At 43.3% G+C, this 26009-nt stretch carries 14 protein-coding genes; 7 read left to right on the top strand and 7 right to left on the bottom strand.

From position 1 onward, the window contains the following. Positions 1 to 7: 7 nt before the first annotated feature. The 5 genes from OSCIL6407_RS0104185 to OSCIL6407_RS0104165 all read right to left on the bottom strand — a co-directional run bounded on the left by OSCIL6407_RS0104185 (position 8) and on the right by OSCIL6407_RS0104165 (position 8302). Positions 8 to 3469 (bottom strand): non-ribosomal peptide synthetase, encoded by a 3462-nt coding sequence (locus OSCIL6407_RS0104185; RefSeq protein ID WP_007358396.1) that lies wholly within the window; start codon positions 3467 to 3469, stop codon positions 8 to 10. A gap of 57 nt (positions 3470 to 3526) precedes the next feature. Next, positions 3527 to 5044 (bottom strand): 3-oxoacyl-[acyl-carrier-protein] synthase III C-terminal domain-containing protein, encoded by a 1518-nt coding sequence (locus OSCIL6407_RS0104180; protein ID WP_007358397.1) that lies wholly within the window; start codon positions 5042 to 5044, stop codon positions 3527 to 3529. A 66-nt stretch (positions 5045 to 5110) separates the two neighbouring features. Continuing rightward, a complete protein-coding gene (locus OSCIL6407_RS0104175; protein ID WP_007358398.1) occupies positions 5111 to 6484 on the bottom strand; it encodes an anthranilate synthase component I family protein in 1374 nt (457 codons plus the stop codon). 31 nt (positions 6485 to 6515) lie between these two features. Continuing rightward, positions 6516 to 8054, bottom strand: a complete 1539-nt coding sequence (locus OSCIL6407_RS0104170) for a benzoate-CoA ligase family protein (RefSeq protein WP_007358399.1) — start codon at positions 8052 to 8054, stop codon at positions 6516 to 6518. Beyond that, complete coding sequence (locus OSCIL6407_RS0104165; RefSeq protein WP_026103647.1) at positions 8054 to 8302, bottom strand: acyl carrier protein; 249 nt, start codon at positions 8300 to 8302, stop codon at positions 8054 to 8056. The genes OSCIL6407_RS0104170 and OSCIL6407_RS0104165 overlap by 1 nt, the downstream gene beginning before the upstream one ends. Positions 8303 to 9161: 859 nt before the next feature. Between OSCIL6407_RS0104165 and OSCIL6407_RS0104155 the strand changes: the two genes are divergently transcribed. Continuing rightward, complete coding sequence (locus OSCIL6407_RS0104155) at positions 9162 to 9947, top strand: thioesterase II family protein (RefSeq protein WP_007358402.1); 786 nt, start codon at positions 9162 to 9164, stop codon at positions 9945 to 9947. A 2-nt stretch (positions 9948 to 9949) separates the two neighbouring features. Here the strand turns inward: OSCIL6407_RS0104155 and OSCIL6407_RS0104150 are convergent, their stop codons facing one another. Then, positions 9950 to 10990: a DUF3102 domain-containing protein gene (locus OSCIL6407_RS0104150; RefSeq protein ID WP_007358403.1), complete on the bottom strand. Its 1041-nt coding sequence runs from the start codon at positions 10988 to 10990 to the stop codon at positions 9950 to 9952. A 737-nt stretch (positions 10991 to 11727) separates the two neighbouring features. Between OSCIL6407_RS0104150 and OSCIL6407_RS0104145 the strand changes: the two genes are divergently transcribed. From OSCIL6407_RS0104145 to OSCIL6407_RS0104125, 5 genes are all read left to right on the top strand, one after another. After that, on the top strand, positions 11728 to 12453 hold the full coding sequence (locus tag OSCIL6407_RS0104145; RefSeq protein ID WP_007354142.1) for a VOC family protein: 726 nt from the start codon (positions 11728 to 11730) through the stop codon (positions 12451 to 12453). A gap of 110 nt (positions 12454 to 12563) precedes the next feature. Next, complete coding sequence (locus OSCIL6407_RS0104140) at positions 12564 to 13946, top strand: cytochrome P450 (RefSeq protein ID WP_019486945.1); 1383 nt, start codon at positions 12564 to 12566, stop codon at positions 13944 to 13946. A gap of 120 nt (positions 13947 to 14066) precedes the next feature. Further along, entirely contained in the window at positions 14067 to 15452 is a 1386-nt protein-coding gene (locus tag OSCIL6407_RS0104135; RefSeq protein WP_456077479.1) for a cytochrome P450, read from the top strand. A gap of 69 nt (positions 15453 to 15521) precedes the next feature. Then, complete coding sequence (locus OSCIL6407_RS0104130) at positions 15522 to 16397, top strand: SDR family oxidoreductase (protein ID WP_007354145.1); 876 nt, start codon at positions 15522 to 15524, stop codon at positions 16395 to 16397. A 222-nt stretch (positions 16398 to 16619) separates the two neighbouring features. Continuing rightward, the gene (locus OSCIL6407_RS0104125) at positions 16620 to 17987 is read left to right on the top strand and encodes an MATE family efflux transporter (protein WP_007354146.1); all 1368 of its coding nucleotides are present in this window, start codon (positions 16620 to 16622) and stop codon (positions 17985 to 17987) included. Positions 17988 to 18063: 76 nt separating this feature from the next. On the opposite strand, the gene OSCIL6407_RS37640 is transcribed toward OSCIL6407_RS0104125, so the two are convergent. Beyond that, positions 18064 to 18189, bottom strand: a complete 126-nt coding sequence (locus tag OSCIL6407_RS37640; RefSeq protein ID WP_267879522.1) for a hypothetical protein — start codon at positions 18187 to 18189, stop codon at positions 18064 to 18066. 324 nt (positions 18190 to 18513) lie between these two features. Here OSCIL6407_RS37640 and OSCIL6407_RS0104120 point away from each other — a divergent pair, with 324 nt between their 5' ends. Continuing rightward, positions 18514 to 25923: a LamG domain-containing protein gene (locus OSCIL6407_RS0104120; RefSeq protein ID WP_007354147.1), complete on the top strand. Its 7410-nt coding sequence runs from the start codon at positions 18514 to 18516 to the stop codon at positions 25921 to 25923. Positions 25924 to 26009: the final 86 nt, after the last annotated feature.

Below are 26009 nucleotides of genomic sequence, written 5' to 3'. Positions count from 1 at the left end.
ATAACCTTCAAAGATTCATTAGCCTGGATTTTTGAAATCTTTGCTGGAGCCGATTTTTCCCTTGTTGGATTTTCTCTTCAGCTTCAGCTTTTGACTCGTGCAATGAGGAGACTGATTTTGGGTTTAAGCGCTTTGCTAAAGCACTAATTGTTGAGTGTTTAAACAAATCAGTTAATGCAATAGATTGTACCATGTCTGGCAATAAATCTAGCAGCCTTCTGTAAATTTTTGTGAGCATTAATGAATTCCCTCCTAAATCAAAGAAATTATCGTTTATGCCTACCTTTTCTAATCCCAAAATCTCTTTGATAGCGGTGGCAATTGTTTGTTCTACTTCGCTTTTTGGGGGAACGTAAGTAACTTCTACTTTTTGGAAAATACTATCTTGAATAAGAATAGCACGGCGGTCTACTTTCCCATTAGCAGAAAGGGGTAAAGCATCAAGAAATGTAAAAGCTGATGGCATCATGTAATCGGGTAACTTCTTTTTAAGAAATTCTCTAATTTCTTCAATAGTAGGGTTTGGTTTTCGGTCGGAAACAAGGTATGCTACCAACTGCTCTTTATGCTGTTCCCCAATTGCTGCAACTACCGAAGCTTTCACATTAGGATGCTGTGTCAAAGCAGCCTCAATTTCTCCCACTTCAATGCGGTGTCCCCGAATCTTAATCTGGAAATCAACTCGTCCTAAAAATTCAATGTTGCCATCAGGATGATAACAACCTAAATCTCCTGTCCGATACAAACGTTCTCCCGTGCGCGGATGATTAATAAAACTGTCGCGAGTCTTTTCTTCATTGCGCCAGTAGCCTTTTGCCAACTGCACTCCAGCACAGTACATTTGTCCCGGAACCCACACCGGACAGTCTTCTAAAGCGTCGTTCAAAATATAATATTTCGAGTTCGCCATCGGTTGACCGTAGGGAATGCTCTTGCAATTTGGATCGACTTTTTCAATGAGATAGCCAATATTCCAAATAGTTGTTTCAGTCGGCCCGCCTATGCTCAGAATTTGGGTATTTGGTACTAGGTATTTTATGCGATTCGGCAAAGAAATCGGTAGCCAATCTCCTCCTAATATTACCAAGCGCAAGCTATTAAAAATTGCCTCATTTGCATAATCTACCAACATCTCCATCATCGCCGGAACTGAGTTCCATAATGTCACCCCTTCTCTTATCATTAAATCTACCCAATGACGGGGATCTTTCACAGCAGCAGCATTCGGCAAAACGATCGCACCGCCAGCACTCAAAAGACCGAAGATATCATAAACTGATAAATCGTGATTGAGCGCGGTCAAAGCTAAAATTCTGTCTTGCGAAGTAACATTAAAACGCTGATTTGTATGAACAACAACATTCGCCACATTGCGATGAGTAATCATCACCCCTTTGGGCAATCCTGTAGACCCAGAAGTATAGATAACATAAGCTAAATCATCGGGTGTTTGAACTGGCTCTAACGATCGCTTACTTTCTCCGGCTAAGTCTTCATTATCTACGCATATTAGTTGAATTTCCGATCGCCAAGTCAGCTTTTCTTTCAACCAAGATTGAGTTAGAACGATCTCAACTTCGCTATTTTCTAATAGATAAGATAAGCGTTCTTCAGGTAATCCGGGATCGATGGGAACGTAAGCAGCACCGGCAGCTAAAATACCCATAACTGCGACAATTTGTTCCCATCCTTTTTCCATTACTATCGCGACTAACCGATTGGGTATAACTCCTAATTGGCGCAGTCGATGACCGACTTGATTCGAGCGCTCGAATAATTCCTGATAAGTTAGAGTTCGTGTTGATGAAATCACTGCCTTTTCACTTCCTCTATCCCGGACTTGCGCGGCAAATAAACTATGTAGTAAATCGTCTGGAATCACTGCATCTGTAGCATTAATCGCATTTCTTTGTGCTAATTGCGCCGGAGGTAAAAGTTGCCGATTCGTTTCCACCCAAGCAGATTGAGAAGTAGCAAGTTGCTTGAGAAAACGGCAATATGATTCAAACATATCTGCGATCGCACCGTCCGGGAAAAGTTCTTCAACGACATCCCAATTAAATGTCAAAGTTTCTTTTTCTTCCCAAACTTGAATATCCATCCAAGCTTGGGATGCTTGACTAATTCCATATACCAATTCGCCAAAATGACTAAAGGTTAAAGTTTCCTGTCCCAGAGAACGAAAGCCAAGAGTGCTGGTAAAAACAATCGGCATCGCGCTAGGAGTTGTGCCTCTTCTGCGAGCCAATTCCCGCGTTACGCTGACTCCACTAAAATAGCGATGTTCTAAATCTTGCCACAGTTGTTTCTGAAGGCGAATTGCTCGATCTATAAACGACTCGCAAGCGGAATTATCTACTGCTAAAAGAGTGACAGAGGTAAAGTCTCCTAAAATATCATTCACTTGAGAATGCAGCGGTAGACGATTAAATAAAGCCAGATTAATTGTAAATTTTTGGCTTTTACTCCAAAGTGCGATAATTTCAGCAAAAGCGGCCAGTAATAGCCCAGAAGGAGTCACACCCGCTTGCGCCGATCGCAACTTTAACTGTTGCCAATCAGTTCGTTCCAGTCCGCTTTCATAGCGCCTGTTGCGATGCTCTTTGAGTTCTTTAGGATTTTTAGCGAGAGGTAAATCCGGTGCTAGAGATAGACTATCCAGACGACTCAACCAATACTCGTGCGATCGCCTATATAATTCTGTATCTTGCAACGCTTGTTCTGCCAAAACATAATCCCGAAATGTTATCTCTAACGGTGGCAATATCGCATCGGGATTTTGATACAGTTGAAACCATTCATCAAATAAACGAAACAAGCTCCAAGCATCAAATACTTGTAAATCATAGCTGATATGCAGCCGAATTATATCCCCATCTAACCGCGTTGCTCTAAACTCAAACAAAGGCCATTGGTCAGCAGGTAAAACTTGATGGGATAGACGATCGCGAATTGCTTCAATTTCAGAAATTACAACTTCTTTTTCGTGTTCTCTCAGATCCAAAATCTCCATTTGATATGTAGGAACTTGTTTGAGAACTTGTTGCTGACCATCGGGTAATACTATTGCCCTCAGCATATCGTGGCGATCGATTAATTTGGGCAAAGCCGCGTTCAATCTTTCCAAGTCTAAACCGTGACATTCAATTTCGTAGTAACCATGATTGGCGACAGTTCCTAAGTCTAATACCCCACTACGCCCTACCCAAAATGCGTGCTGCATATCAGTCAATGGAAAAGGTTCGTAGCGCAAGTCTGGTGCTGGGTTAATTACTGGTAAAGAAGTAGAACTAGCACTCATGCTGTTCTGGCGTAATAACAGGATAAGTTCGGCTTTATGTTCAATTAATGAGTTCCGCAACTCTGGAGTAATTGCTCCTTTCGGCGCATCAATTTCTAAGGAACTTCCATCAGTAGAAAGTTTTACGCCTTGGTTAGATAAAGTGTTTAAGAGTAAATGTAGATTCATATTTTTAGCTTGAAGTTAGTATTGCACCAATTGACGAGCGTTTTTTTGAGGTTCAAATCAAATACTTAATATTTCCCTTTCTTCCTCTGCTTTGAATTCGGTAATAAAAACCGATTCTGATGCCGTTAAGCTCGCCAAAGCTAATTGATTAAGTACGAGTTCGGCTAATTGAGTGATGTTGTTATCACCAAAGAATCTTTCTATTGGCACTCGCACTTGTAGATCCGCCTCAATTCGACTTCTGAGTTCAAAAGCCATTAAGGAATCAAGCAGTAAAGCCAGAGAATGCTGCGGACTTAGACGATCGAAAGGCAATTGTAAAGAATTAGTTAGCCATTCTATGAGATAGCTTTCCAATATTTGCTGCTGTTCTCTTGGTGCAGCAGCGAATAGTTTTTCCTTGGATAGAACAGCTTTGTTAACACCAAAAAGATTGACTGTACTCTTTTCTTCTTCTTCTCGATTAGCATTAATTGGAGGAGCAGGAGGCTTTCCTAGCGCTACATCACCCCAGCGCATTACCGTTGCCGCCGCCGTTGCCGCCGCGCCATTGGTGTAAACGAGAACTAAGTCGTTTTCGCGAATTTTACCTGCAAGAGCGGCATGGTATAAATTAGCGATCGCAAATACAGAACCGATATTCGCATACCAGGGATAAAGATCGATCGTCCGCTCCAAATCTATACCCAAAGCCCTAGCACACAGCCTCGCATACCACGCTGTCGGAGTATTGAAGGCAAAAAAGTCAATTTGTTCGAGACTCACGCCAGCCGCCGCTACAGCCCCCTCACAGCAAGTACGAACAAACTCCACACTTGTTTCCGCGAAACTGCTAGCATTCTCACCCGTCCGAGTACGCATTCCCGGCTTACCTTGCGCGTCGATTGTTAACTCGTGTAAATACGCACCACAAGTAGCAGCAGTATTAATTATTTTACTGCCTAAAACTCCTTGATTAGAGTTGAGCGAATCCACCACAAAAGCTCCAGCACCGTCTCCCATAGACCACGATAAAGTATCTTCATCATCTATAGAGTTAGATTCGATATGAGAGACAACAACTAAAACATTACGATACTCTCCCATTTGCACCAAAGCACGCGCATTTTGCAGCGCAATTAATGCACTAGAACAAGTTGATTCCAGATTCCAAGCGGGACATTGCAATTGCAATTCACCTGCTAGGTAAGAGGCATTACCGGGAACCAGTTGTTCTGGGAAAATAGAAGCAACAATCGCCAATTCCACTTCATCAGTAGAAAGTTTTGCTGCATCCAACGCATCCTTAGCAGCGCGACATTCCAGCATCAAGGACGACTCGCCTGCACCCAACACTCTTCGCTCGACATTACCCCGAAAAGGGTCTGATAAATATGGTGCGACTTCTTGCGACCAGATAGCAAGTTCGTCATCATTAGAGGTGAATTCATTAGACTGAAATAACCTCGTTCTTCTTGACGAAGTTACAGCAAACAAATGAGGGAACTTTTCCAACCAATAATCATTTGTCCGAATTAGGCTGGGAAAACTGAGTGCAAGCGATCGAATACCGACTGAAGGATTGATCATAACCATTAAAACTAGGAGTGATTTTTAGGTAAGTAGTTGCGCTAAAGTGCAGTTAAATATCCCCCTTATTTCTTAGTCCGCGCAGGCGGACTTCGTTTGTGTAGTAGCGGTTTCAACCGCCAAAGGAGCCTTCAAGACTAAATTAGTTAACATCGTATTCATCTTATTAACAGACTCCACATACTCATTTTCGGGAATAGATTCTGCCACAATTCCTGCGCCAGCATTTAAGTAAACCCAATCGCCATATTGATAAGCGGATCGAATTGCAATCGCAATATCTGCCATCCCACTACTATTAACCCAACCAATACCACCAGCATAAATTCCTCGCGGTTCTTTTTCTAGGATCTCGATCCATTGCATAGCTTTGTGTTTGTCAATTCCCGATACAGTGACACCTGGAAATAAGACTTTCAAAGCATCCCATAAAGTTTTTTCTACTTTTAGCTGACCGCCAATTCGCGATGATAGATGCTGCACGCACCTGTATTGTTTCACCTGCATGAAGTCAAAAATTCGCAGCGTTTCTGGGAGACAAACCTCAGCCATCTCACTTTGCGCCAGCCAAATCGAAAGCGCGTGTTCTTTTACTTCTTTAGCATCAGTAAATAACTCATTTTCTAATTGTAAATCTTCTGCCAAATTTTCGGATCTGGGTCTAGTTCCCGCTAAGGGATTAGTAACGACAAAACCATCAGCACTAACTTCCATTAAAATTTCAGGACTGAAGCCTACAGCACTTACTTCGCCAACGTGCAAACAATAAGATCGCGCTGAATTGTTATTTTTTGCTCCTAAAATATAAGTTCCCAGTAAATCCATCTCCCCTTTCACTTTTACGGAACGGGAAATAATCGCTTTATGTAAATCGCCGTTTTGGATGGCTTGAATCAGATCGGAAACCTGGCTTTGATACTCTTCTTTATCGGCAAAATCAACAACTGGTGGTGTCGCTACATAGTCTCTCAATTCGCTATTTATTGATAAGGCTTCCAGAACTTTTGTTGGCGACTTAATGCTTCTGATATGCACTCCTCTAGGAGCGATCAAAAGTTCTATTTCTGGAACTAAAAAATAGAGTAGAGGTTGTTCAATTGCCTTGGAGTAGGAGTAATAGAAACGCGCCATATCAAAGCCAATGTAACCATACGCAGTCCAATTCTCAATTGGCAAAGATGCTAAGGCTAATTCTACTTGCTTGAGCGGATCGACAATCGGTTCTGACTTAATCTCACCCATACAGGCGATCGAAACAGTTTCAGAACTTACCGATACTTCAGCTAAGGCATTCCCAGCAATACGTACTTCGTTCTCACTTCTGTACATCACGTAGTTAGAAAAAATCCCAGCATCTAATAGATTCTGCAACAGAATCAGAGGATCTCTATGACCCGGTACGAATAGTTCATGATAAGTTAATAAGTTGCTTGCTACCTGATACATGGGGTAAAAACCTTGGTGATGGAAGTTAACATTAATGGGTTTTCAGCAATGATTTGCGATGAATCTTTCCGGTTGGCGTGCGCGGTAATGTTTCTAAAAAATGAATTTTTTTAGGAGCCTTAAAATGGGGTAATCGAGTCCTAGCTAATTGCCGAATCTTCTCTTCTAAATCGAGAGATTTATCAAAACCTGGTTTAAGGCTAACGTAAGCAATAATCTCAGTTAATTGTTCGCCGCGATCGCATTCTGGCACTACCGCCGCATCCAGAACACCTTCATGTTGGAGCAAGATATCTTCTACTTCAAATGGCGACACCCACATCCCATTTACTTTGAAGAAATCATCTTTACGTCCCATAAACCAGAAATAACCATCCGCATCGCGCAGATATTTATCCCCCGTTCGCATCGCGTTTCCGTAAAGAGCTTGTCGCGTTTCCTGCAATCGATTCCAATACCCCAGCATGAGACTTTCTCCACTCACCTGTAGGTCGCCAATTTCTCCCGCTGGAACCGGAAAACCATTTTCATCAACAACTCGCACATCATAACCAGAAAGGGGACGACCAGAACTACCGGGACGACATTCTCCCTCTGCATTAGATAGAAAGATATGCAGCAATTCTGTTGTACCAATCCCCTCATAAATCTCAATTCCGTAAGTGTCTCGCCACTTATACCAAATAGTTTTTGGTAGTTGTTCGGCTGCTGATAAGCACAACCTTAAAGAGGAAGTATTTAGAGGCGCAATTTCATGTACTGAGAGAATGCTGGCATATATGCTAGGTATGCCAAATAAAATTGTCGGTCGGTAGCGTTCGATGTCGGCGATGATATCAAAAGCATTATTAGCATCTGATAAGATTGTCGCTGCACCCACTGCCATCGGCATATATAAACTATTCCCTAAACCGTAGGCAAAAGGCATTTTAGCTACTGAATAGGTGATGTCATCTTGATGCAAACCTAGCTTAGCTTTACCATACAGTTCTGCACAAACTACCATACTTTGGTGGTTGTGAATTACGCCTTTGGGTTTACCCGTACTACCGGAAGTGTAAAGCCAAAAAGCAGGTTCGTCGCGAGATGTTTCGGCGTAAGATAGCTGTTCGTCTGTCTGCTGAGTAAGCAGAGATAAAAATGGTTTTTCTCCGTCTGCAAGGAGAATATTTTGCAAGCAATGAGACTGGATGGGAGTCAGTTTTTCTTGCCACTCTTGGTTAGTTACCAAGATTTTGGCGCGTGAATCTTGCAGAATATAGTGGATGTCATCAATCGTACAAGCCGTATTGATCGGAACTGGTACTGCACCGAGTAAAATTGCCGCCCAAAAAGCAAATACTGATTCTGGAGTGTCTGACAAAAGAATGGCTATCCGGTTTTCTCGCGCCAATCCTAAATCAGATAATAATCTCGCTGTACGTCGGACAAAGCTGTTTAATTGGGCATAAGTATAAGTCGAATCCTGATAGTAAAACGCTACTTTCTCGCTACGTCCTTGTGCTAGGTTGCTTTCCAAGAAGTAAGCTGCAACGTTAAAGATGCTAGGTAATTTTGCGGAAATACTCATTATTTATGTTCGGCTGGCATCGCCGTTTCAATCTCATTACAGATTTGAGCTAATGTCATATCTTGGCGGGTTCCAAGTTTCAGATTAACCCCCAATCTTCGTTTCAATTCCACAGCAATTTGTACTGTTTCAACGGAGTCAAGTTGTAAATTTGCCCGGAGTAAAGTGTCTTGATGAAGGGACTCTTCGGGAATACCTAAATTAATCAGTATTGCCTTCAGTGTATCCATCGTCTTTTGACTTCTCATGGAATAAACGATCCTTTTGACTTCTCATCGAATAGATGAGAGTGCTGTTTTGATTTAATTTTCATGGCTTTTACTGGACTTAAATACCGACCAAAGAAACCGAGTTTTTACCGAATCTGCGGGATCGAACGAAGTATTTTCGTAAAAAACCCGGTTTCTAGGTTTCTAGGCCCTGACTTCAGCGAACCGATCGTTAACCACAAGAACAGCCTGTATCAGCCGCACTGACTTCGTTTGCTTTCTTGTTGATAACCTATTTCAATAAGCTAGATGAATTGTATTACCTATTCTCGATTCTTGGCAAGCCCAATTCAGGGAAAAATTGTAAAGTTTTATTAAGAGTAGGGAATTTTTACGTATTAGACCTCGACCAGATTTAGATGTTTATTCATACAGGGTAAGGGTTTGAGATTCTTTTTCGGAGATTTCTATTCAAGCTGACGGGGTGACAACCCCTCTCTCGCTGCGCTCGGCTAAGCGTCGAGGTTCCTTAATATTGAAAAGGATTGCAGCTTCTTGACGCGATTATTGATAATTATTATAGGCAGCAATCGCTAGAAATATAGGTAGGGGCTAGGGAAGAGGGAAGATGGGGGAGATGGGGAAGATGGGGGAGAGGGGGAAGATGGGGGAGATGGGAAGATGGGAAGATGGGTTAGGGGAAGAAGGGAATAGCATCAAGGGTTTCAGGAAATCAGAACGTCCTAATCGCCTTGCGGGTTGCTATACTTATTTTCCGTTATCCAAACCCGAAAAAGTCGCGTAGGCGGAGTCAGCCGCAGGCATCGCCCGCAGAGATATTTTTGAGGCAGATAAACTCAAACCCTTGCTGCATCAAGTCTTTCAACAGTATTAATTTATGAACGCTACCATAACTGCAAACTCTTGGATTACCTACCCGAAACCTAATCCTGAAGCCAAATTGCGACTATTTTGCTTTCACTATGCGGGGGGTGGGGCTTTGAACTTCCGTGCTTTTCCAGGAAACCTACCGTCAGAGGTGGAGGTTTGTCCGGTCGAACTTCCCGGACGTGGATTTCGACTGCTGGAAACTCCCTTTACCGAGATCGAGCCTATAATTGACACTCTTGCTTTTACGATCGCCAGCCTTAACAAACCTTTCGCTTTCTTCGGTCACAGTATGGGTGCATTGGTGAGCTTTGAACTGGCGCGACGACTCCGCAAAGAGTATAACCAAAGCCCAGTTCACTTGTTTATGTCCGGTCATCGGGCTCCTCAAATTCCCGATCGCGACCCTCCCATTCATGCTCTACCAGAACCAGAATTTCTCCGAGAATTGTGCCGTTATAATGGCACTCCCAAAGCGGTGCTAGAAAACGCGGAACTGATGGAACTGCTGCTTCCTACTCTACGAGCGGATTTTGCTGTGGTTGAAACTTACGCCTACTCGCAGGAATCGCCGTTAGATTGTCCGATCGCTGCTTTTGGTGGCTTAGAAGATTGGAAAGTTGGTATTGAAGACCTAGAAGCATGGCAAAAGCAGACAAACTCTACTTTTTCGCTGGAGATGTTTCCCGGAGATCATTTTTACCTGCACTCAGCCCAAACACTTTTACTACAAAGCCTTTCACTATTACTCAATCAGATTGTTGTTCAATTGAGTCCTCACTACAACAGCCGATAATTTTACAGGTTAATCGGTTCAGCCAAGAGTTGCGAATGGGCGATCGCTTTTCTGCATCTCTCTGGGCTCATATCTCCGGCAAAAATATTTCTTTCTAGTTTATGGGCGATCGCTAGCATTGTTGAGTCCGGCAACCAAGGGAAAATCACAGCTTCTCCTGGTGTCGAAAACATGGACAGCAAGCTAGAGAGCATTTGCTCCTTGAGGCTGGATTCAGGAAAAACAATTACGGTTTTTGCCCGTTCGATCAGCCAATCATGATCCCAGTCATCACCAGTAATTGCGATCGCCAGCGCCGCTTGCGGTATCCGTTCTACAAATTTCGGTGAAGCCGTATCACCACAAAACAGTAGATGTTGCTTCTCCAACATATACCAACCGGGCTGAATGTTAATAGGAGTCTGTAGGGGCAATCCCTCTGTGGTTGCCCCTCCACTCTCCGGGGTAAGCACGGGGGCATTACCCCTACAGATTTCATCCTCCAATTCAGCAATGCCATCTAGCGCAGTCACTTCTACAACTGAGTTCTCCGCTTCTACCAAGGCCTTCGGTTTGAGCGCCACAATTTCTGGCTTTGGCGATTGGGGCTTTTCTACAGCAGGAGACTGTGACTTCTCTTCTTTGATGACTTGGCGGATTTCCTTATAGGTTACGGGTTCGCCTTCTTTTGCTCGTTGCAGAACTTCATCGCGGAGTTCTTGTGAAGTTGATGGTGCGGCTAAGAGGTAGAGGGCCGAAGTCGCAATATTAATCTGTGCAAAGTTTGCACGTTCGGGAAAGGCTTCGTAAACGTTAATGAAGTTATAAGCAGTACGCCGACTCCAGCCAAACTCAGCTTTTAACCAGGTATCGAACTGACCGTGCTTGAGGCGCGATCGCACATCCGCCAGCTTTTGACCGATTTCCCAAATATCTTGGGCCGAGCGCTGTAAACGCTCTCTAATTTCCCCAGTTCGTTGCTGGACAACAATCCGTTCTTGAGATTCTAAAATTTCATAGTCAAAACCTGTTACCAAGTTGAGCCGTTTTTGTGAGTTACCCATATTCCGATGTTTGCCTACTTAAATTCAAATGATTCTATTCCTTCTTCCCTAGCCCCTAGCCCTGAGCATCGTAGCTCTATATCGTTGGCTTGTACCCAGATTTTTAGCAATTCTAAATCTTTATTAAATATTTACAATTCTCTAGGATAGCCGAAACAAGCGGGAAATGTCCATTAGCGCAGACCTCTGGGGATACTTTTCTCTAAAAATTTCCCTACGCCTAGTTGACATATCTGCCTGTTTGTTGCCTAATAGTTAAGAACTTATTGCAAATAATTTTTATTAAATCCATGAAAATTTTTGTCTAGAGGGTAACATTTGCGGGTTCGGTTAAACCTGTATCCATCTCTTGAGAGGCTTTGAGTTCTATAACCAGGAGTAACTAAGGAGGCTGGGAGGTTGGTCTAGCCTTGACGACTAGAGCTAGTATCTTAATTTCTGTCTGTCTAACAAGCTACCTGTATTTAAAGATATAAGTTCTCAGTTATTTTCCCGGCACGACACGAACACGGCTCGGCTCAGCACGGATGCACGGATAAGAAAATCTGTGGGTTTTAGCAAACACAAGTGACAAATCTAGCAACCGCTAAGGCGATTAGAAGGTTCTGAATTCCTGAAGCCATTGATTCTATTCCCTTCTCCCCCTCTTCCCCATCCTCCCCCTCTCCCCCATCTTCCCCTCTTCCCCCTCTTCCCTAGCCCCTAGCCCTAGCCCCTAGCCCCTAGTTCTAACACTCATGTCAACTCAATCACTACTGGTGCGTCCCGATAATTTTTTACTGGAAATCGATCGCGTTTTTATCTTTGTTACAGAAGCGCGATCGCCAGTTTCCATGCTGCAAAACTTAGGTCTTCACTGCTCCGAGCGAGTAGTGCGGCGTGCAGAACAAGGAACAATCTCGACGATTTTCTTCTTCGAGAATACATACCTCGAACTCATCTGCATCGAAGACGAAAATGCAGCCCAACAGGATACAGCACGAACTGGGATCGACGTTTTAGCAAGGGCGCGTTGGCCGCAAACGGGGGCATCTCCCTTTGGGATTGGTTTACGCTCTTTACCTGAGATGACAACTCAGATTCCGGGATCTAGAAAACACTGGGCAGAGTGGATGTACCCAGATGCGTTTATTAGGTTTTCGCCACAGAATATTGCGAATGCGGCAGAGCCTATATGTTTGGCTGTGAGTAGCGATATTGCTCTGACAAGTTGGCTCGATCGCTCTTGTCAAAAGCATCAACAGTTAATTACTCATCCCTTGGGAGTAAAAAAGCTAACCAGTGTCAAAATCGCAGTCGATCGCGATCGAGAACTGAGTGAAGCTGTTTCTCTGCTCGATCGCAATGGCGTTGTTGCGATCGAACGCGCCACCTCGCCGATGTTGGAATTAACCTTTGACGGCGGTACTAAAGGAGAAATACTGGATGCGCGACCAATACTGCCCCTGCGACTGAGATATTGATCCTAAGTCCTATTAAAAAAATTACGCGCGATCGCAGATCGCACTCAGACCGCCATCTTGACGGCGTTAAAGCACAAGCGTGTGTAAGTCCTAAACTAATCAAAAGACCTATGAACCTACCTTCAGGCCCAAAAGCTCCCATCTGGTTGCAATATCTTAAAATCGCCACCAATCCTATTAGCTACATGGACGATCTCGGTAAACGCTACGGAGACATTTTTACCATCACATTCGGGTCTATTCCCGTATTATTTGTCAGCAATCCCCAAGGAATCGAGCAAATTTTTACCAATACAAAACAGATTCCCGCTTCTGGAGAGTTGAACAGAGATATGGCCCTAATCACGGGGAATCAAGGAATACTGCAACTCGATGGTTTGCGCCACAAACATCGCCGTCAGCTAATGATGCCAGCTTTTCACGGTGCGAGGTTGCGCTCTTATGGAGAGCGAATTTGCGAACTCACAGAGAAAATTATTAGTCAGCATTCGAGCGGCAAAGTCTTTGTAGCTTACCCATCGATAGAAGACATTACCTTACAAATAAGCATTAAGATTGTATTGGGTTTAAGCGAGGGAAAACGTTACGAAAGACTCAGACAACTGCTACCTTCCATCATAAATTTGATGCGGACTCCCTTAATGCAGGCTGCCAATATTCTGCCTTTTCTGCAACGAAATTTAGGTTCTTGGAGTCCTTGGGGGAAACTGCTTCAACTCCGCCAAGAACTTTACCAACTGCTGGAAGCAGAAGTGAAAGAACGCCGCCAGCAAGCAGATCTCTCTCGCAGCGATATTCTATCCGATTTGATGTTTGCTCGCGATGAAATGGGTGAGATGATGACAGATGAGGAGTTGCGGGATCTAGTAATTTCGCCCTTATTCGCGGCTCAAGATGCTTCCGCTACTGCGATCGCTTGGGCATTATACTGGATTCACAAGTTGCCGACAGTACGCGATCGATTGGTAACGGAATTAGATAGTCTTGGCGACTCGCCAGATCCAATGAGTATTGTCGCATTACCCTATCTCACTGCTGTTTGTAATGAAGCCTTGCGAATTTATCCCACCCAGTTATTCACATTTCCCAGATTGGTAGAATCACCGATTGAATTAATGGGTTATAAATTGAGTCCGGGTACGCTACTTAGAGTTAATATTTGTCTGACTCATCGGCGCGAGGACTTATACCCAGAACCTAACAAATTTAAGCCAGAGCGTTTTTTACAAAGAAAGTTTTCTCCTTATGAATTCCTGCCCTTTGGTGGCGGCACTCGTACTTGTATTGGTGCAACTTTAGCTTTATTTGAAATGAAGCTAATATTGGCAACTATGCTTTCACGTTATCAATTAGAACTAGGCAATCGCCAACCAGAAAAACCTAAGTTTGAAGGACTACTTTGTTACCCTGTAAGTGGCGTGAAACTGGTAGTCAAAGGTCAGCGTCAACCTCAAAAACAAATGCAGCAGCTAGTATCTAATTTCCCTAATTAAACGTAAGGTGGGCGCTCGCCTCAAGCATCTTCTTTTATGAGTTACAGGCTGTTTGTGGCGAGCGCCCACCCTACAAGTTATTAGTAATAGCTGATTTCAATTACCAATTACCAATTACCAATGATAATGAAACTACCTCCAGGGCCGAAAACCCCCACATGGTTACTGAACATTCAATTTGCATCTGACCCGATTGGCTATATGAATACCGTTACCAAACGCTATGGTGAAATTTTCACGATTATGTTTGGTTCTACCCCGGTAGTTTTCATTAGTAACCCAGAGGGTTTAAAGGAGATTTTTACCAACACAAAAGAAATTACTGCCCCAGGTGAATTAAACCAAGGTCTTTCCTTGCTAGGAGGAACTAATGGATTGCTTTTGCTCGACGGTTTGCGCCACAAACATCGCCGCAAACTGTTAATGCCTCCCCTGCATGGGGAACGAATGCGATCCTACGGACAGCGAATTTGTCAGCTCACAGAGGAAATAATTAGCCAACAAGCGATCGGCAAACCATTTCTAGCCTTTCCCACCATGCAAGTTATTGCTTTACAGGTAATCTTGGAAGTAGTTTTTGGTTTAAATGAAGGAGAGCGTTACAAACAACTCAGGCAGCTAATTCCCTCTCTATTGAGTTTTCCATTTTCTCCTATCATGAGCCTTATCTTCTCTTTCCCTACTCTGCAAAGAGATTTTGGTAAGCGGAGTCCCTGGGGATACTTCCTTTACCTGCGACAGCAATTTGATAAATTGCTATACAGCGAAATTAACGATCGCCGTCAACAAGCGGATTCCTCCCGCGCTGATATCCTTTCCGATTTAGTATTAGCTCTCGATGAAAATGGGAACCCTCTAACTAATGAGGATGTGCGGGATCTTTTACCCTCGTTTCTATTTGCAGGTCGCAATACTGAAGCTAGCGCGATCGCTTGGGGATTATACTGGATTCACAAAAATCTGGCGGTTCGCGATCGCCTGCTTGAAGAACTTGATAGTCTGGGTAATTTTCCAGATCCCGCCCGTATTGTTGCACTGCCTTATCTGAATGCTGTCTGTAATGAAGTCTTGCGAATTAATCCATCTCAAGTGATAACATTACCAAGAAGAGTAGAATCGCCCGTAACATTAATGGGCTACGATTTGAGTCCAGGGACAATACTTAGAGGCTGTATTTATCAAACTCATCAACGCGAGGATTTATATCCGCAACCAAAGGAATTTAAGCCAGAGCGATTTCTCGAAAGACAATTTTCTAGTTATGAATTTCTCCCCTTTGGCGGCGGTGCTCGTCGTTGTCCTGCGGAAGCTCTTGGTCTGTTTGAAATGAAGCTAGTATTAGCGACTATTCTTTCCCGCTATCAATTAGCTTTGGCAGATAAAAGACCAGAAAAACCACAACCTTTAGGTATCAATTTTCCTCCTGGTAAAGGCTTAAAGATGGTGATTGAGGGTAAACGTCAGCGCCAAGAGCGATCCCCTCAGTTTGTTGCTGGATCTGTTTAGCTTCTGAAGTTAGTTTGTGCGTAATTAGGGATTGTTCTGAATTAGTTCTTTTTAATGGAGATAACGAAAATGATTGAAAGTAAAAAAGGTGCTGTAGTCATTACAGGAACATCTTCCGGTGTTGGTCGAGCAACCGCATTGCTATTAGAAAAGCAAGGATACTATGTCTTTGCAGGAGTTCGCAAAGAAAAAGATGCTGAATCATTAAAGCAGGCTAGCTCTGGCAATTTAACACCTATTATCCTCGACATCACAAAAGCGGAACAAATTAAATATGCCGCAGAACTTGTTTCGCAAATAGTTGGCGATAAAGGAGTCGTAGGATTAGTGAACAACGCGGGTGTTGCCATAGACGGGCCATTGGAATGTATTCCCATCGATGATTTGAGGCTGCAATTTGAAGTCGATGTTATCGGTCAAATTGCCGTCACCCAGGCATTTATCCCCGCGATCCGAAAAGCCAAAGGTCGAATTGTTAATATTGGTTCGGTTGCTAGTAAAGTTGCTCTGCCATATTTCGCCGCCTTGTCTGCTTCTAAATTTGCATTGGAAGCACTCACAGATTCTTTGAGAATGGAATTAACTCCTTGGGGAATTGAAGTCATTTCGATCTTACCGGGTCCAATTAATACAGAAGTATCCGAAAAAGTGGAGGCTGGCTATCTAAAAACAATCGCTAATATGTCACCAGAAGCTAGAGCCATGTATGGCAATAATCACAAAGCTTATATGGCGGAAGTGGTGAAGGAAAATCAGGAAGGAATGCCACCGGAAAAAGTCGCAAATACGATTTTAAAGTCTTTGGACGATCGCAAACCCAAAAGGCACTATATTGTCGGGGAAGACCTCTTTTTCTTGACCTGTAACAAGTTCTTTCCTACTCGGCTTTTTTATGACATTTTCTATTCCCTTGTAGAAAGAGACTTGAAATTTGATAAAAGGTGATTTCGGGCAGAAATTTCTTTTACTGCTATTTTGAGGCGATGCTGTATGCGAATGTTTTCGATCGACATTCGTATACGAATTATCCTAATTCTCCAAAGTTATGCAACGGTAGAGGCAGAAGGCAGGTTGAGAATCTTAATTTTTCAGAGAAACCCAGTTTCTTTGCGTAACTCCAGATCGAGCTAAAAGTTGTTAGTTTACATTACAAGACCATAGCAAATAATGACTTCAAAACAGGAAACAAAAGTTACAAATCAAATCCGCCAAGGCGATCTAATTCAACTAATGTTGAATTTATCAATTCCCGGTATTGTGGGAATGCTACTAATTGGCTTGAACCCTTTTCTCGATGCTTTATTTGCCGGACGACTAATTGGTGAAAACGCTTTGGCAGCTATCTCTTTAGCATTGCCCCTGACGACGATTGTAGTTGGATGTGCCCTATTAGTTGGTATAGGTTCTGCTTCGGTTCTCAGCCGCGCTATTGGCGCAGGAGATATCAAAACTCAGTCTAATATCTTCGGTACTTTCATAATTTTGAGTCTGATTATTTCCTTATTTGTCACCATCTTAGGTTACGGTTTTGGCGAACAATTAATCTTATTTATGGGAGGTAAAGGTGAAGTTGCCTCATTAGGTTCGGAGTATTTTAAAACCTATATGTTAGGGTCTGTATTTTTTGTCCTGGCGGTAGGTTCTAGTCAGCTAATTAAGTCGGAAGGTAAAATTGGTTTAGCGACAATTTTTGCTGCTATTTCGGTGCTGACTAATACCATTCTCAACCCTCTATTTGTAGGCGTTTTTCACTGGGGTATCCAAGGAATAGCTTTCGCAACGATTGTTTCTAATTTAGTTTACACGCTCGTTAATTTTACTTATTTTATTTCTGGAAAAAGTTCGATGGCGGTTCAACTTAAAAAGTTAACTTTGTCATTAGATTTACTGTCACCCATCTTATCAGTGGGTATATCAGTATTCATCATGGAAGTAATGACTATAGTTCAACAAGTCGTCATTTTTAAATCGATTGCCTACTATGGAACCGATACTGATATTGCCTTCGCGGGAGCGACATTGAACCTATATTCTTTAGCCGTAACTCCTGTTTATGGCTTCGTACAAGCTCTACAGCCAGTAATAGGAATAAATTATGGATCGGGAAATCATAATAGAATGAAGCAAGCCTACTTTATTTTTGGCATTGGCGGCACTATTCTGTTAACTGTAATCTGGTTGCCCCTACAATTATATCCGGCAACTTTTCTGAGTTGGTTGTTGCCGCAGGTGGTTTTTACTGCTAACGATCTGCTCAATTTTCGGATTGTCACTATATTGCTACCCATACTGTCTTTTGTATTCTGTAGCATTACTTTGTTCCAATCCATAGGTAATGGTAAAATTGCAGGGATTATAGTTGTGGCAAGACAAGTATTTCTGTTTATCCCAGTAGTGTTAATATTGCCCCTATTTGTAGGAATAAATGGAATTTATTATAGCTTAACTGCTGTAGATATTTTAGTTTCTCTAGTTGTGGCTTTATTTACTTGGATGGAATTAGATCGAATCCAATTTCAAATCTCAGTAAAATAAGTTGCTGGATTAAATCATAAGCTGGAACGCCTCGATCGCTTGGGTGTGAATCTTCTTTCGCCCTAGCGGTAAGTCGTCAATCTGGTGACATCCCCTCAAAGTCAGCGCTAAGGTACGCGGAATAGGCGACGGGGGTAGCTTCAAGTTGGGGTTCGTCTGGGGGTAGGTGGATGTTTGCGATCGCTGCCCGTGATTCCTTCAAAAATATTAATTTATGTAACAAAAATTGAAAGATCAGAAAAAAGCGACTGATAATGTATTGATGAGATCGATAACATTGTGAGCCTCTGGAGTAACTGTGATACTCGAAGAAAGTAAATATCTGAAGGCTAGTGGGTTGAAGCAGAAACCTAAATAGCACTATTTAGTAATGCCCCCCTACAGTCTTTCTCAGATTAGCGGTGAGATGATGTCAATCAACAAAACAAAAGTAGCAACTAACTTGTGATTAGTTTTTGCCACTCTATTTTATTTTGGTCAACTAGATCGACGCTTTCTTTGTTACCATTTCAACAAATTAACTCTCATGAATATCCTCAGCAACTTCGTCAAAACTTACACTGACAAGACCTATAAATATACCGCACAAATTAACCACAAAGGGACAATTATTGCCTTTGCTATGGACGAAGCAAGTCGGATCTACTACTCGGTTTTAGCCCTAGAAGACACGAAAACCCAACAAAAAAGCCCCCTGGATGTTAATTACTGGTTAGATAACCCTAAAGAAATTAGTTTTCCCAACGAAATTGTGCAAGTGGGCTATGCAATCTTGCCCAATGTTAGAATGCCAATTGTGAAAAAAGGCACGAGACAAGAAGCTAAACTCGGAACATTACGGTCTGAAGAAATAGACCCATTTTTATCAACTACTGCCCGCTTTACGTCTCAAGCTTCTTTCCAAGTTTTATCAGACGGCAAATTCATTTATTTATTCCGTCAAGCCATTGATAAAAATCACAGTGATATGCTTTATAAACAAGACAAAGCGGGAAACTTTGTTTTAGATAAAGCACAGCAAAAAGTCCCCTTAGTCAATGAAACTCTGCTCGTAGACCGCTATGTTTTAGCCGGGACAGAATTAAAACTTAAAATGGAAGTGCGGTATCAACGCAGTCGCCACAAATACAATCCCGAAACGAATAAAGACGGTTTAGGGGCAAAAGATTTAGAGAAAAAGCCCTTTTTTGAACCCACCCAAGAATTAGATTTTATTCGTAACTTAAAAGACGGTCGCTTTAATGTCTTATTGCTGCCCACCCAAATCGCCGAACTAGAGCGGTGGCAAATTTTCACTCATAATAGTAAGACCGGACTCATTGATTCCTTTAATTTGGAACGTTCCAATGATGGCTTGTTTAATACCAAAGGAACACAACTTTATACCAGTCCAGATCCGCAGTATCAAAACTCCGTCTTAGAACGTCAACCGGGGACAGATTCGTTTACTGGAGAGCCATTAATCCCAATTATTAGTAAGTCAGGCTATGCCGAATCTGCTCTCAATTTTGATGGACAAGACGATTATGTAGAACTACCTTCCACGCCCGAAAATCTCTTTCAATCTTTCACTATTGAAAGTTGGGTTTGCTACCATGAGTTGGGAAATTACACGAGAATCTTTGACTTTGGAAATGGCATTGGCTCAGACAATATTCTTTTAACGAATGTGGGGACTACTAATAATCTAGGATTGCATATTTATCAGGGAGATAATTCACAGTCAATCGAGATTCCTAATGCCATAGAAATTGGCGAGTGGCTGCATATTACTGTCACGATGGATGATACAGGCAATACTACCCTGTATAAAAATGGTCTATTAATCGGACAGAAAAAACTTCATCTCCCCCGAACATTAATTCGCAATCAGAACTATTTAGGAAAGAGTAATTGGCCGAACGATGCTTTCTTCGATGGTAAAATGGATGAAGTCAGGATTTGGACTCGTTGCCGCAGCCAAACCGAAATTCAGGCGGATATGAACCAGCGTTTAGTTGGGGATGAACCAGGATTATGGGCCTATTGGCGTTTTGATGAAGGATTTGGCGATCGCCTCTATGACCAAACTGAAAACGCCATTCACGGTAGCATTAAAGGTGCAACTTGGGTTAAATCCGATGCCCCCATTGGCGATTGTCCCGGACTCCAACGTACCAGCTTTAGCTTACAATCCGGTTCAGAGCAACGGAATATTACTTCGGGTTTATCCGCCCTGCTGTATCATCAACAGGAAAAAGTTTCCACAGGGTACGATCGCCAAGAAAAACCCGTCAAACGTAATGCCAGGGTGATGTTAACCCTTGGCACCAGTAGTCCAAGTTCAGCAACAACCGATAGCCATTTTATTGCCGCCTTAGATTTCGCCGTTTCACGGGAAGGCAGAATTGCCCAAGTTCCCGATAATCTCACTCTGCCAAATCTCCAGGCAGGGAATGCAGCGAACCAAGATTTAGATGCCGTTAGCCGTTTACAGGAAGATATTGCCAATTTAAAGGCTAGTATTAACCAGTTGGAAATTGAGATTGCTGCCTTAAAAACAGCCACTCAAAGAATTATTATCTTGGAGGCACAAAAGGCAAGGTTAGAAGCAGAAGTTAAGTCATTAACGGACGACTTAAATAATAAGAAACAGGATATGTTTAATTATTTTTGTCGGATTCAGGTGAACGGCAATGGCAACTACTGGACAGCAGACGGCAATGGAAGTTTATCGCACCAGCCGAGAAATGATAATAATGATGGTCAATATTGGACTTTTTTGGGTGGCTATCAGGGTTCTACAAGACTTTGCCCATCTAACCATTTAACCACAAAGGCACCGAGTTTCTGGAGTAGCGATCGCTCACGCGGCTTAATTTATGATGGTTCTTTTAAGGTAGATGATTGGTGGGAAAGGGTCGCGGGAATGTTGTCTCTTACTAAGAGTAGCGGCAATAACTATAATTTCTCGATTCAGGCTAACCTGAGCGCTCCTATGCAAACAGGAGTTTTCACTTTTACTAAAACTGAGCGAGCGACCTCTAAGATTACAGATGTCGAAAATAACTTACGGAACAAACAAACTGAATTAACCAACACGATTAATGAGTTAAATAAACTCTACACCGATCGCGACAAACTCAAGGAAAAAGAAAGTCAGTTAGCCCTGCAAAAAATTCAACTGGAAAATAAAGAAACCGAGTTAGAATTATTGCGCTCTGGCATTCAAGGGGAAATTGCCCTGCCCATGTCCTTGCTACATACAGACCCTTGCGGCCTGACTGTAGCGGGGGGATTACTCAACTTTGCTTATACCAAAGATACTCCCTTACTGGTCAATAGTGCGACCGGGAAAGTGGCCTTGTATTTCCGAGGATTGGACGATCAATTTTTTGTTACCTATTACGATACCAATACCACCAAAGCACGGTATTTATTAGAGGTAGAAATCGGTAAACTGAGTGCAACAGCTCGCTCGGCTGAACCCGAGTGCGATCGCGCCACCTTCACCATTACCGACAGTGCCACCCCCGAAACCTGCACCCTCAAGATTACCAACCAATCCACCGGACTCGAAGAAACTTGGCGCAACCTGCCGCGAGAAGTCCAACAATTTAGCAACGTCCTCAATGGGGGAGCCAGTCAGCCTATCTTTATTGGCAAACTGAAAGAACCTGCCGTTGGTAAACCCATCAACAGTTTGACCTTGAGCCAAAAAGCCAAACAAACGCTCCCCCAAGGCTCCATCCTCTCTTTAGGAAATCGGAAAGTCGTTGTCAGTGAAGACACGAGTGCCACAGAAGATAGCATTCCCATCACCCCTGCCAACCTCAGCGCCCCCGCAGACACTGCCATCTATCTCATCCCCTACGACTACGACGCATGGACGACCAACAACCGTACTAGCAACTCCCTCAGTACCGGTTCCCTGCAATTCTTCTTCCAACCCGGCAGTAGTAGCGGAAACGTAGTCAATAGCACCGTCGCCGACAGCGAAACCACTCGCTCCTGTCAATGGGTGGCAGAATCACCCGGTCGCGCCTTGTCCTTTGATGGCAAAGATGACTATGTGGGACTTGGAGAGCCAGCTAAACTTCCTCAATTCGATGCCAAAGGGGATTTAACCCTAGAAACGTGGGTTCGTCCCGCACAATTAGCAGAAAGCTGCCGCGTAATTCATCACAATTCTGCTCAGTCCCAATATACATTAGGGATTCAATCCAAGAGTAGCAATTGCATCTCAGCCCTCCAATTTGATGGCGTAGATGACTATATCGAACTTCCGCCCGCCAGTATTCCCACAGGGAACGAAATTACCATTAGTTTTTGGGCATTAGGCGGAGCAAAACTGCCTAATGAGCACTTTGTACTGGAAGCTGTAGATGCCAATAACAGCAGGGTACTCACAATTCACCTCCCTTGGAGTAACAGCCTCATTACCTTTGACTGTGCCAACAGTAGTGGCACTTTTGATCGAATTGAAAAAGCAGCCCAAGCCTCTGATTTCAAAGGAGTTTGGTCGCACTGGGCATTTACCAAAAATGCCACCACCGGAGAGATGAAAATATATCTCAATGGGAAATTATGGCACAGTGGCACTGGGAAAACCCGAACCATCACACAAACAACCAAAGTCCGTTTAGGCTCGAGTGCTTCAGGAGGCTATTACTATAACGGGAGTTTAGATGAAGTTCAGATTTGGAATAAAGCGCGCTCTGAAGCCGAGATTCAAAGCGACATGAATCGCCGACTTGTAGGCAATGAAGCAGGTTTAATGGGCTATTGGCAATTTACAGGAGGAATCGCCAAAGACTACTCTCCCAATGGTTATAACGGCACCATCTTTGGGCAACCCTCCCTAGTTGCTTCCGTGATTCAAGAAAGCCAAATTTATAGCTTTGCCGGCGTTGGCAACCTGTTCCAAAAATCCAAAGAAGCTACTCCTATGGCGCAATGGCATCATTTGTCCGCCGTATATAACCAATCTTATGCCTTGCAATTTAAGGGCAACGGCTTCTTAGAATGCGACCACAATCCCACCTTAGATTTAGACCGAGATTTAACCCTAGAAACCTTCTTACGAGTTGACACATTAAGTCAACGTCAAGGCATCTTGACCAAAGGCAAATTGGGAGATGGCACGGATCGAAATGTGCCTTATTCCCTCTATATTGACACCGATGGCAAAATTGCCTTTGCCTTTGAAGACAAACAGGGAAAAAGCTACATCTATAAATCCAGTGAAACGTTACAAGTGGGACAGTTCTATAAAATCGCTGTCACCCGCCAACATCAAACGGAAGTCAAAAATCAAGGAACTGCCGATCTCCCTAATGTGATCGTCAATCAATGGGCAGATATTCGCTTTTATGTCAATCAAAAAGTGGCAGGGTATGAAATTTATAAAGGGGCAGACTTAGACCGCAATTCCCAAAAATTGGAAATGGGGAAAACCTATCAAGGTTCACAACCCAGTTACTTACAAGGGGTGATTAGTGAGATTCGGCTCTGGAATACTGTAGTAGCTCTAGCGAATTTGGGAACCAAGATTAATGGTCAAGAAAAAGGGCTAGTGGCTTGGTGGCGTTTAGAAGAAAATCAAGGCAATATTGCCTCCGACTCGAAAGGAGAAAGCCATGCGGTGATTATTGCCGCCCAATGGGTTAAAAATCCCGATCCTCAAGGCTCTAGTTTAACCCTTTATCAAAATGGCATTCCCGTGCCAATGGAAACTTTTACGCCTCAAGTTAGTTGGGGTGAAAAACAGTTCACATTAGGGGGAATTTCTCAAAAGACAGGCATTCCCTTAGAACCATTTGCGGGAACGATGGAAGAAGTTCGCATCTGGAAAATTGCCCGCACCCAAGAACAAATTCAAGACAATTTGTTTAGCCGCATTAAAGGGAAAAAACAAGACTTGATTGCTAATTATACTTTCGATCTAGAAAGCCAGACCGACCTATTAGATCAATCGTTGATTGGGAATCATTTAACCCTGGGTTTGAACGATGCTAAACCAATGTCTGTTTTGTCTACAGCTCCGATTAGCGAAGATACAGCTATTATTCGTTCTGCCCTAGCGGGTGTGAAAACTCAGTTCCACGATAAGATTCATTGTAGCCCAGGGGTGCAAGAGTATTCCGATTTACAGTACGACATTGATGGCAATTTAATAGGCATTCAAAAACGCTGTTATAGCTATATCAAAAATGGTCAATGGCACTTATTGACGGGCTATAAAGTGGGGAATTTGATTACTGAATGGATCGGACAAGTGCAAGCAGATCCCCAAATTATTGGCTACATTGAAGGCGCACCCCCTGTACCTAGTGAAAACCTTACGGGAGCAAGTGTCGATATGGACCCCTATGATGGCACGGCGATTCAATTAGTCGAGTCAGATAGCGTCCAGTATGTTTACTCGTCTTCTAAAGAAAGTGGTTTTGATATGTCCATTGAGATGCAAGCCTCTGTGGGTTTATCAGATGAAGTCAGTGTGGGTTTGGGTGTCGAGAAAAAGGTTCTGGAACTGGAGGGAGGCGCGCGGTTAAAAACGGCTTTTAGTTCTTCTCAAGGCACGATAGCTGAAGCCAGTGTGAGTTATGGCTATAACACAACCAAAGTAAGCCGTTTGCAAACCTGGGGAGCTTGGGAGAAAATTGGCTCAGAAATTAACTCCTATGTGGGTCGTCGCTATATTCCTGCGAATGTGGGGTTAGCCTTAGTCCAGTCGGATACAATGGATGTGTTTGCCCTGCGGTTGGCCCATAATAATGCCTTGGTATCCTATCGGTTCTTACCCAATCCAGATATCCCCAAAGATTGGAATATTATTACCTTCCCGCTTAATCCTAATTATACAAAACAGGGAACTCTGGATGGGAAAGTTGGCTTGAAGGAAGATGGCAGCGTGCAAGTCGATCCGCACTATCCCAATGCGGCGAATTATGGACAATGGAGTTACTTTAAGCCTATTGAAGCCTATAGTCTCAAAAAACGTATTGAGCGACAACGGCAGGAGTTAGCAACCTATTACGATCAGTATTCAACTTTCCAGAATGTGAGCTATCAAGCAACGGGTTCTTTGGACGAATTGCGTGGAAAACAGATAGCGAGTCGGAATTTAGTGAATACCTATGTTTGGACTGCGGATGGAGGCTTTTTCTCTGAGTCTACGGACGTGATGGAAGCTACCACAGAAACGACAACGGGTTTCTATTCCTTCCAAGGTATGGCTGGCGGTGGATTAGATTTTTCGCTGAGCGTCGGTATGTTATCCGTTGGCTTTGAATTGGATGCCATGTTTGGCGGTCATTTGGCGACGACGAAAACGAAGGGACGGGATACAGAGAAGTCTTTTGCGTTGGAAGTGGAAGTGGATGTCGAGCGGGATATTCAACTTTATGCCAATACGGAAGCTCTGAAAGCGAAGTATTACGGACTGTACCATCCCGAAGAACTGGGAGTTTACGATTCCCAGGGGAATCCCATTAAACAACCGGGGAAAGTGGATGCTTACCGCTTTATGACCTTCTATTTTGAACCGACAACGGAAAACTTTGAGGACTTTTTTGGCAAAGTGGTAGACCCGATTTGGTTGGAACAAAGTAGCGATCCTAATGCGATCGCGCTGCGTCAAGCTAACCAAGGTGAGAAAAAGCCCTCCTGTTGGCGGGTGTTTCACCGTGTCACCTTTGTCAGTCGCATTTTACCGGAGATTGCGGCCCCAAATGCTCCCCCCCTGGAAAAGGCGATTCGGGCGGCTAATATTGAGAGTAATTGGGAGTTGATCAAGAAGCTTGAACCCTTTGTGCAGACTAAGACTCAAGACTTTGTGACTTTTGCAGATGCTGTACGGAGTGCGATCGCGACCTATTTTCCTGAACTCCAAGGTCATGAAGAAGCTGTGCTTCAATACCTGGCGTTGTATTTTGGTCTAAACGCAGGGATTTAGCCTATAAACTTGCTTTGTGGGTTATCCCGATGATGTCACTTTGAGCAGAGAAAAATGGTTTCGGGTTGCGATCGCTGGATTTTGGC

The organism is Kamptonema formosum PCC 6407 (assembly GCF_000332155.1).
In the GTDB taxonomy this organism is placed as follows: Bacteria; Cyanobacteriota; Cyanobacteriia; order Cyanobacteriales; family Microcoleaceae; genus Kamptonema; species Kamptonema formosum.
The sequence above is the reverse complement of the archived record's forward strand: the minus strand, read 5'-3'. Positions and strand labels throughout refer to the sequence as shown.

Coding starts and splice junctions, on each gene's coding strand:
- OSCIL6407_RS0104155 (WP_007358402.1), top strand. CDS start 9,162: ATGAACGCTACCATAACTGCAAACTCTTGGATTACCTACCCGAAACCT.
- OSCIL6407_RS0104150 (WP_007358403.1), bottom strand. CDS start 10,990: ATGGGTAACTCACAAAAACGGCTCAACTTGGTAACAGGTTTTGACTAT.
- OSCIL6407_RS0104135 (WP_456077479.1), top strand. CDS start 14,067: ATGATAATGAAACTACCTCCAGGGCCGAAAACCCCCACATGGTTACTG.
- OSCIL6407_RS0104185 (WP_007358396.1), bottom strand. CDS start 3,469: ATGAATCTACATTTACTCTTAAACACTTTATCTAACCAAGGCGTAAAA.
- OSCIL6407_RS0104130 (WP_007354145.1), top strand. CDS start 15,522: ATGATTGAAAGTAAAAAAGGTGCTGTAGTCATTACAGGAACATCTTCC.
- OSCIL6407_RS0104180 (WP_007358397.1), bottom strand. CDS start 5,044: ATGGTTATGATCAATCCTTCAGTCGGTATTCGATCGCTTGCACTCAGT.
- OSCIL6407_RS0104125 (WP_007354146.1), top strand. CDS start 16,620: ATGACTTCAAAACAGGAAACAAAAGTTACAAATCAAATCCGCCAAGGC.
- OSCIL6407_RS0104140 (WP_019486945.1), top strand. CDS start 12,564: ATGAACCTACCTTCAGGCCCAAAAGCTCCCATCTGGTTGCAATATCTT.
- OSCIL6407_RS0104170 (WP_007358399.1), bottom strand. CDS start 8,054: ATGAGTATTTCCGCAAAATTACCTAGCATCTTTAACGTTGCAGCTTAC.
- OSCIL6407_RS0104175 (WP_007358398.1), bottom strand. CDS start 6,484: ATGTATCAGGTAGCAAGCAACTTATTAACTTATCATGAACTATTCGTA.
- OSCIL6407_RS0104165 (WP_026103647.1), bottom strand. CDS start 8,302: ATGAGAAGTCAAAAGACGATGGATACACTGAAGGCAATACTGATTAAT.
- OSCIL6407_RS0104120 (WP_007354147.1), top strand. CDS start 18,514: ATGAATATCCTCAGCAACTTCGTCAAAACTTACACTGACAAGACCTAT.
- OSCIL6407_RS0104145 (WP_007354142.1), top strand. CDS start 11,728: ATGTCAACTCAATCACTACTGGTGCGTCCCGATAATTTTTTACTGGAA.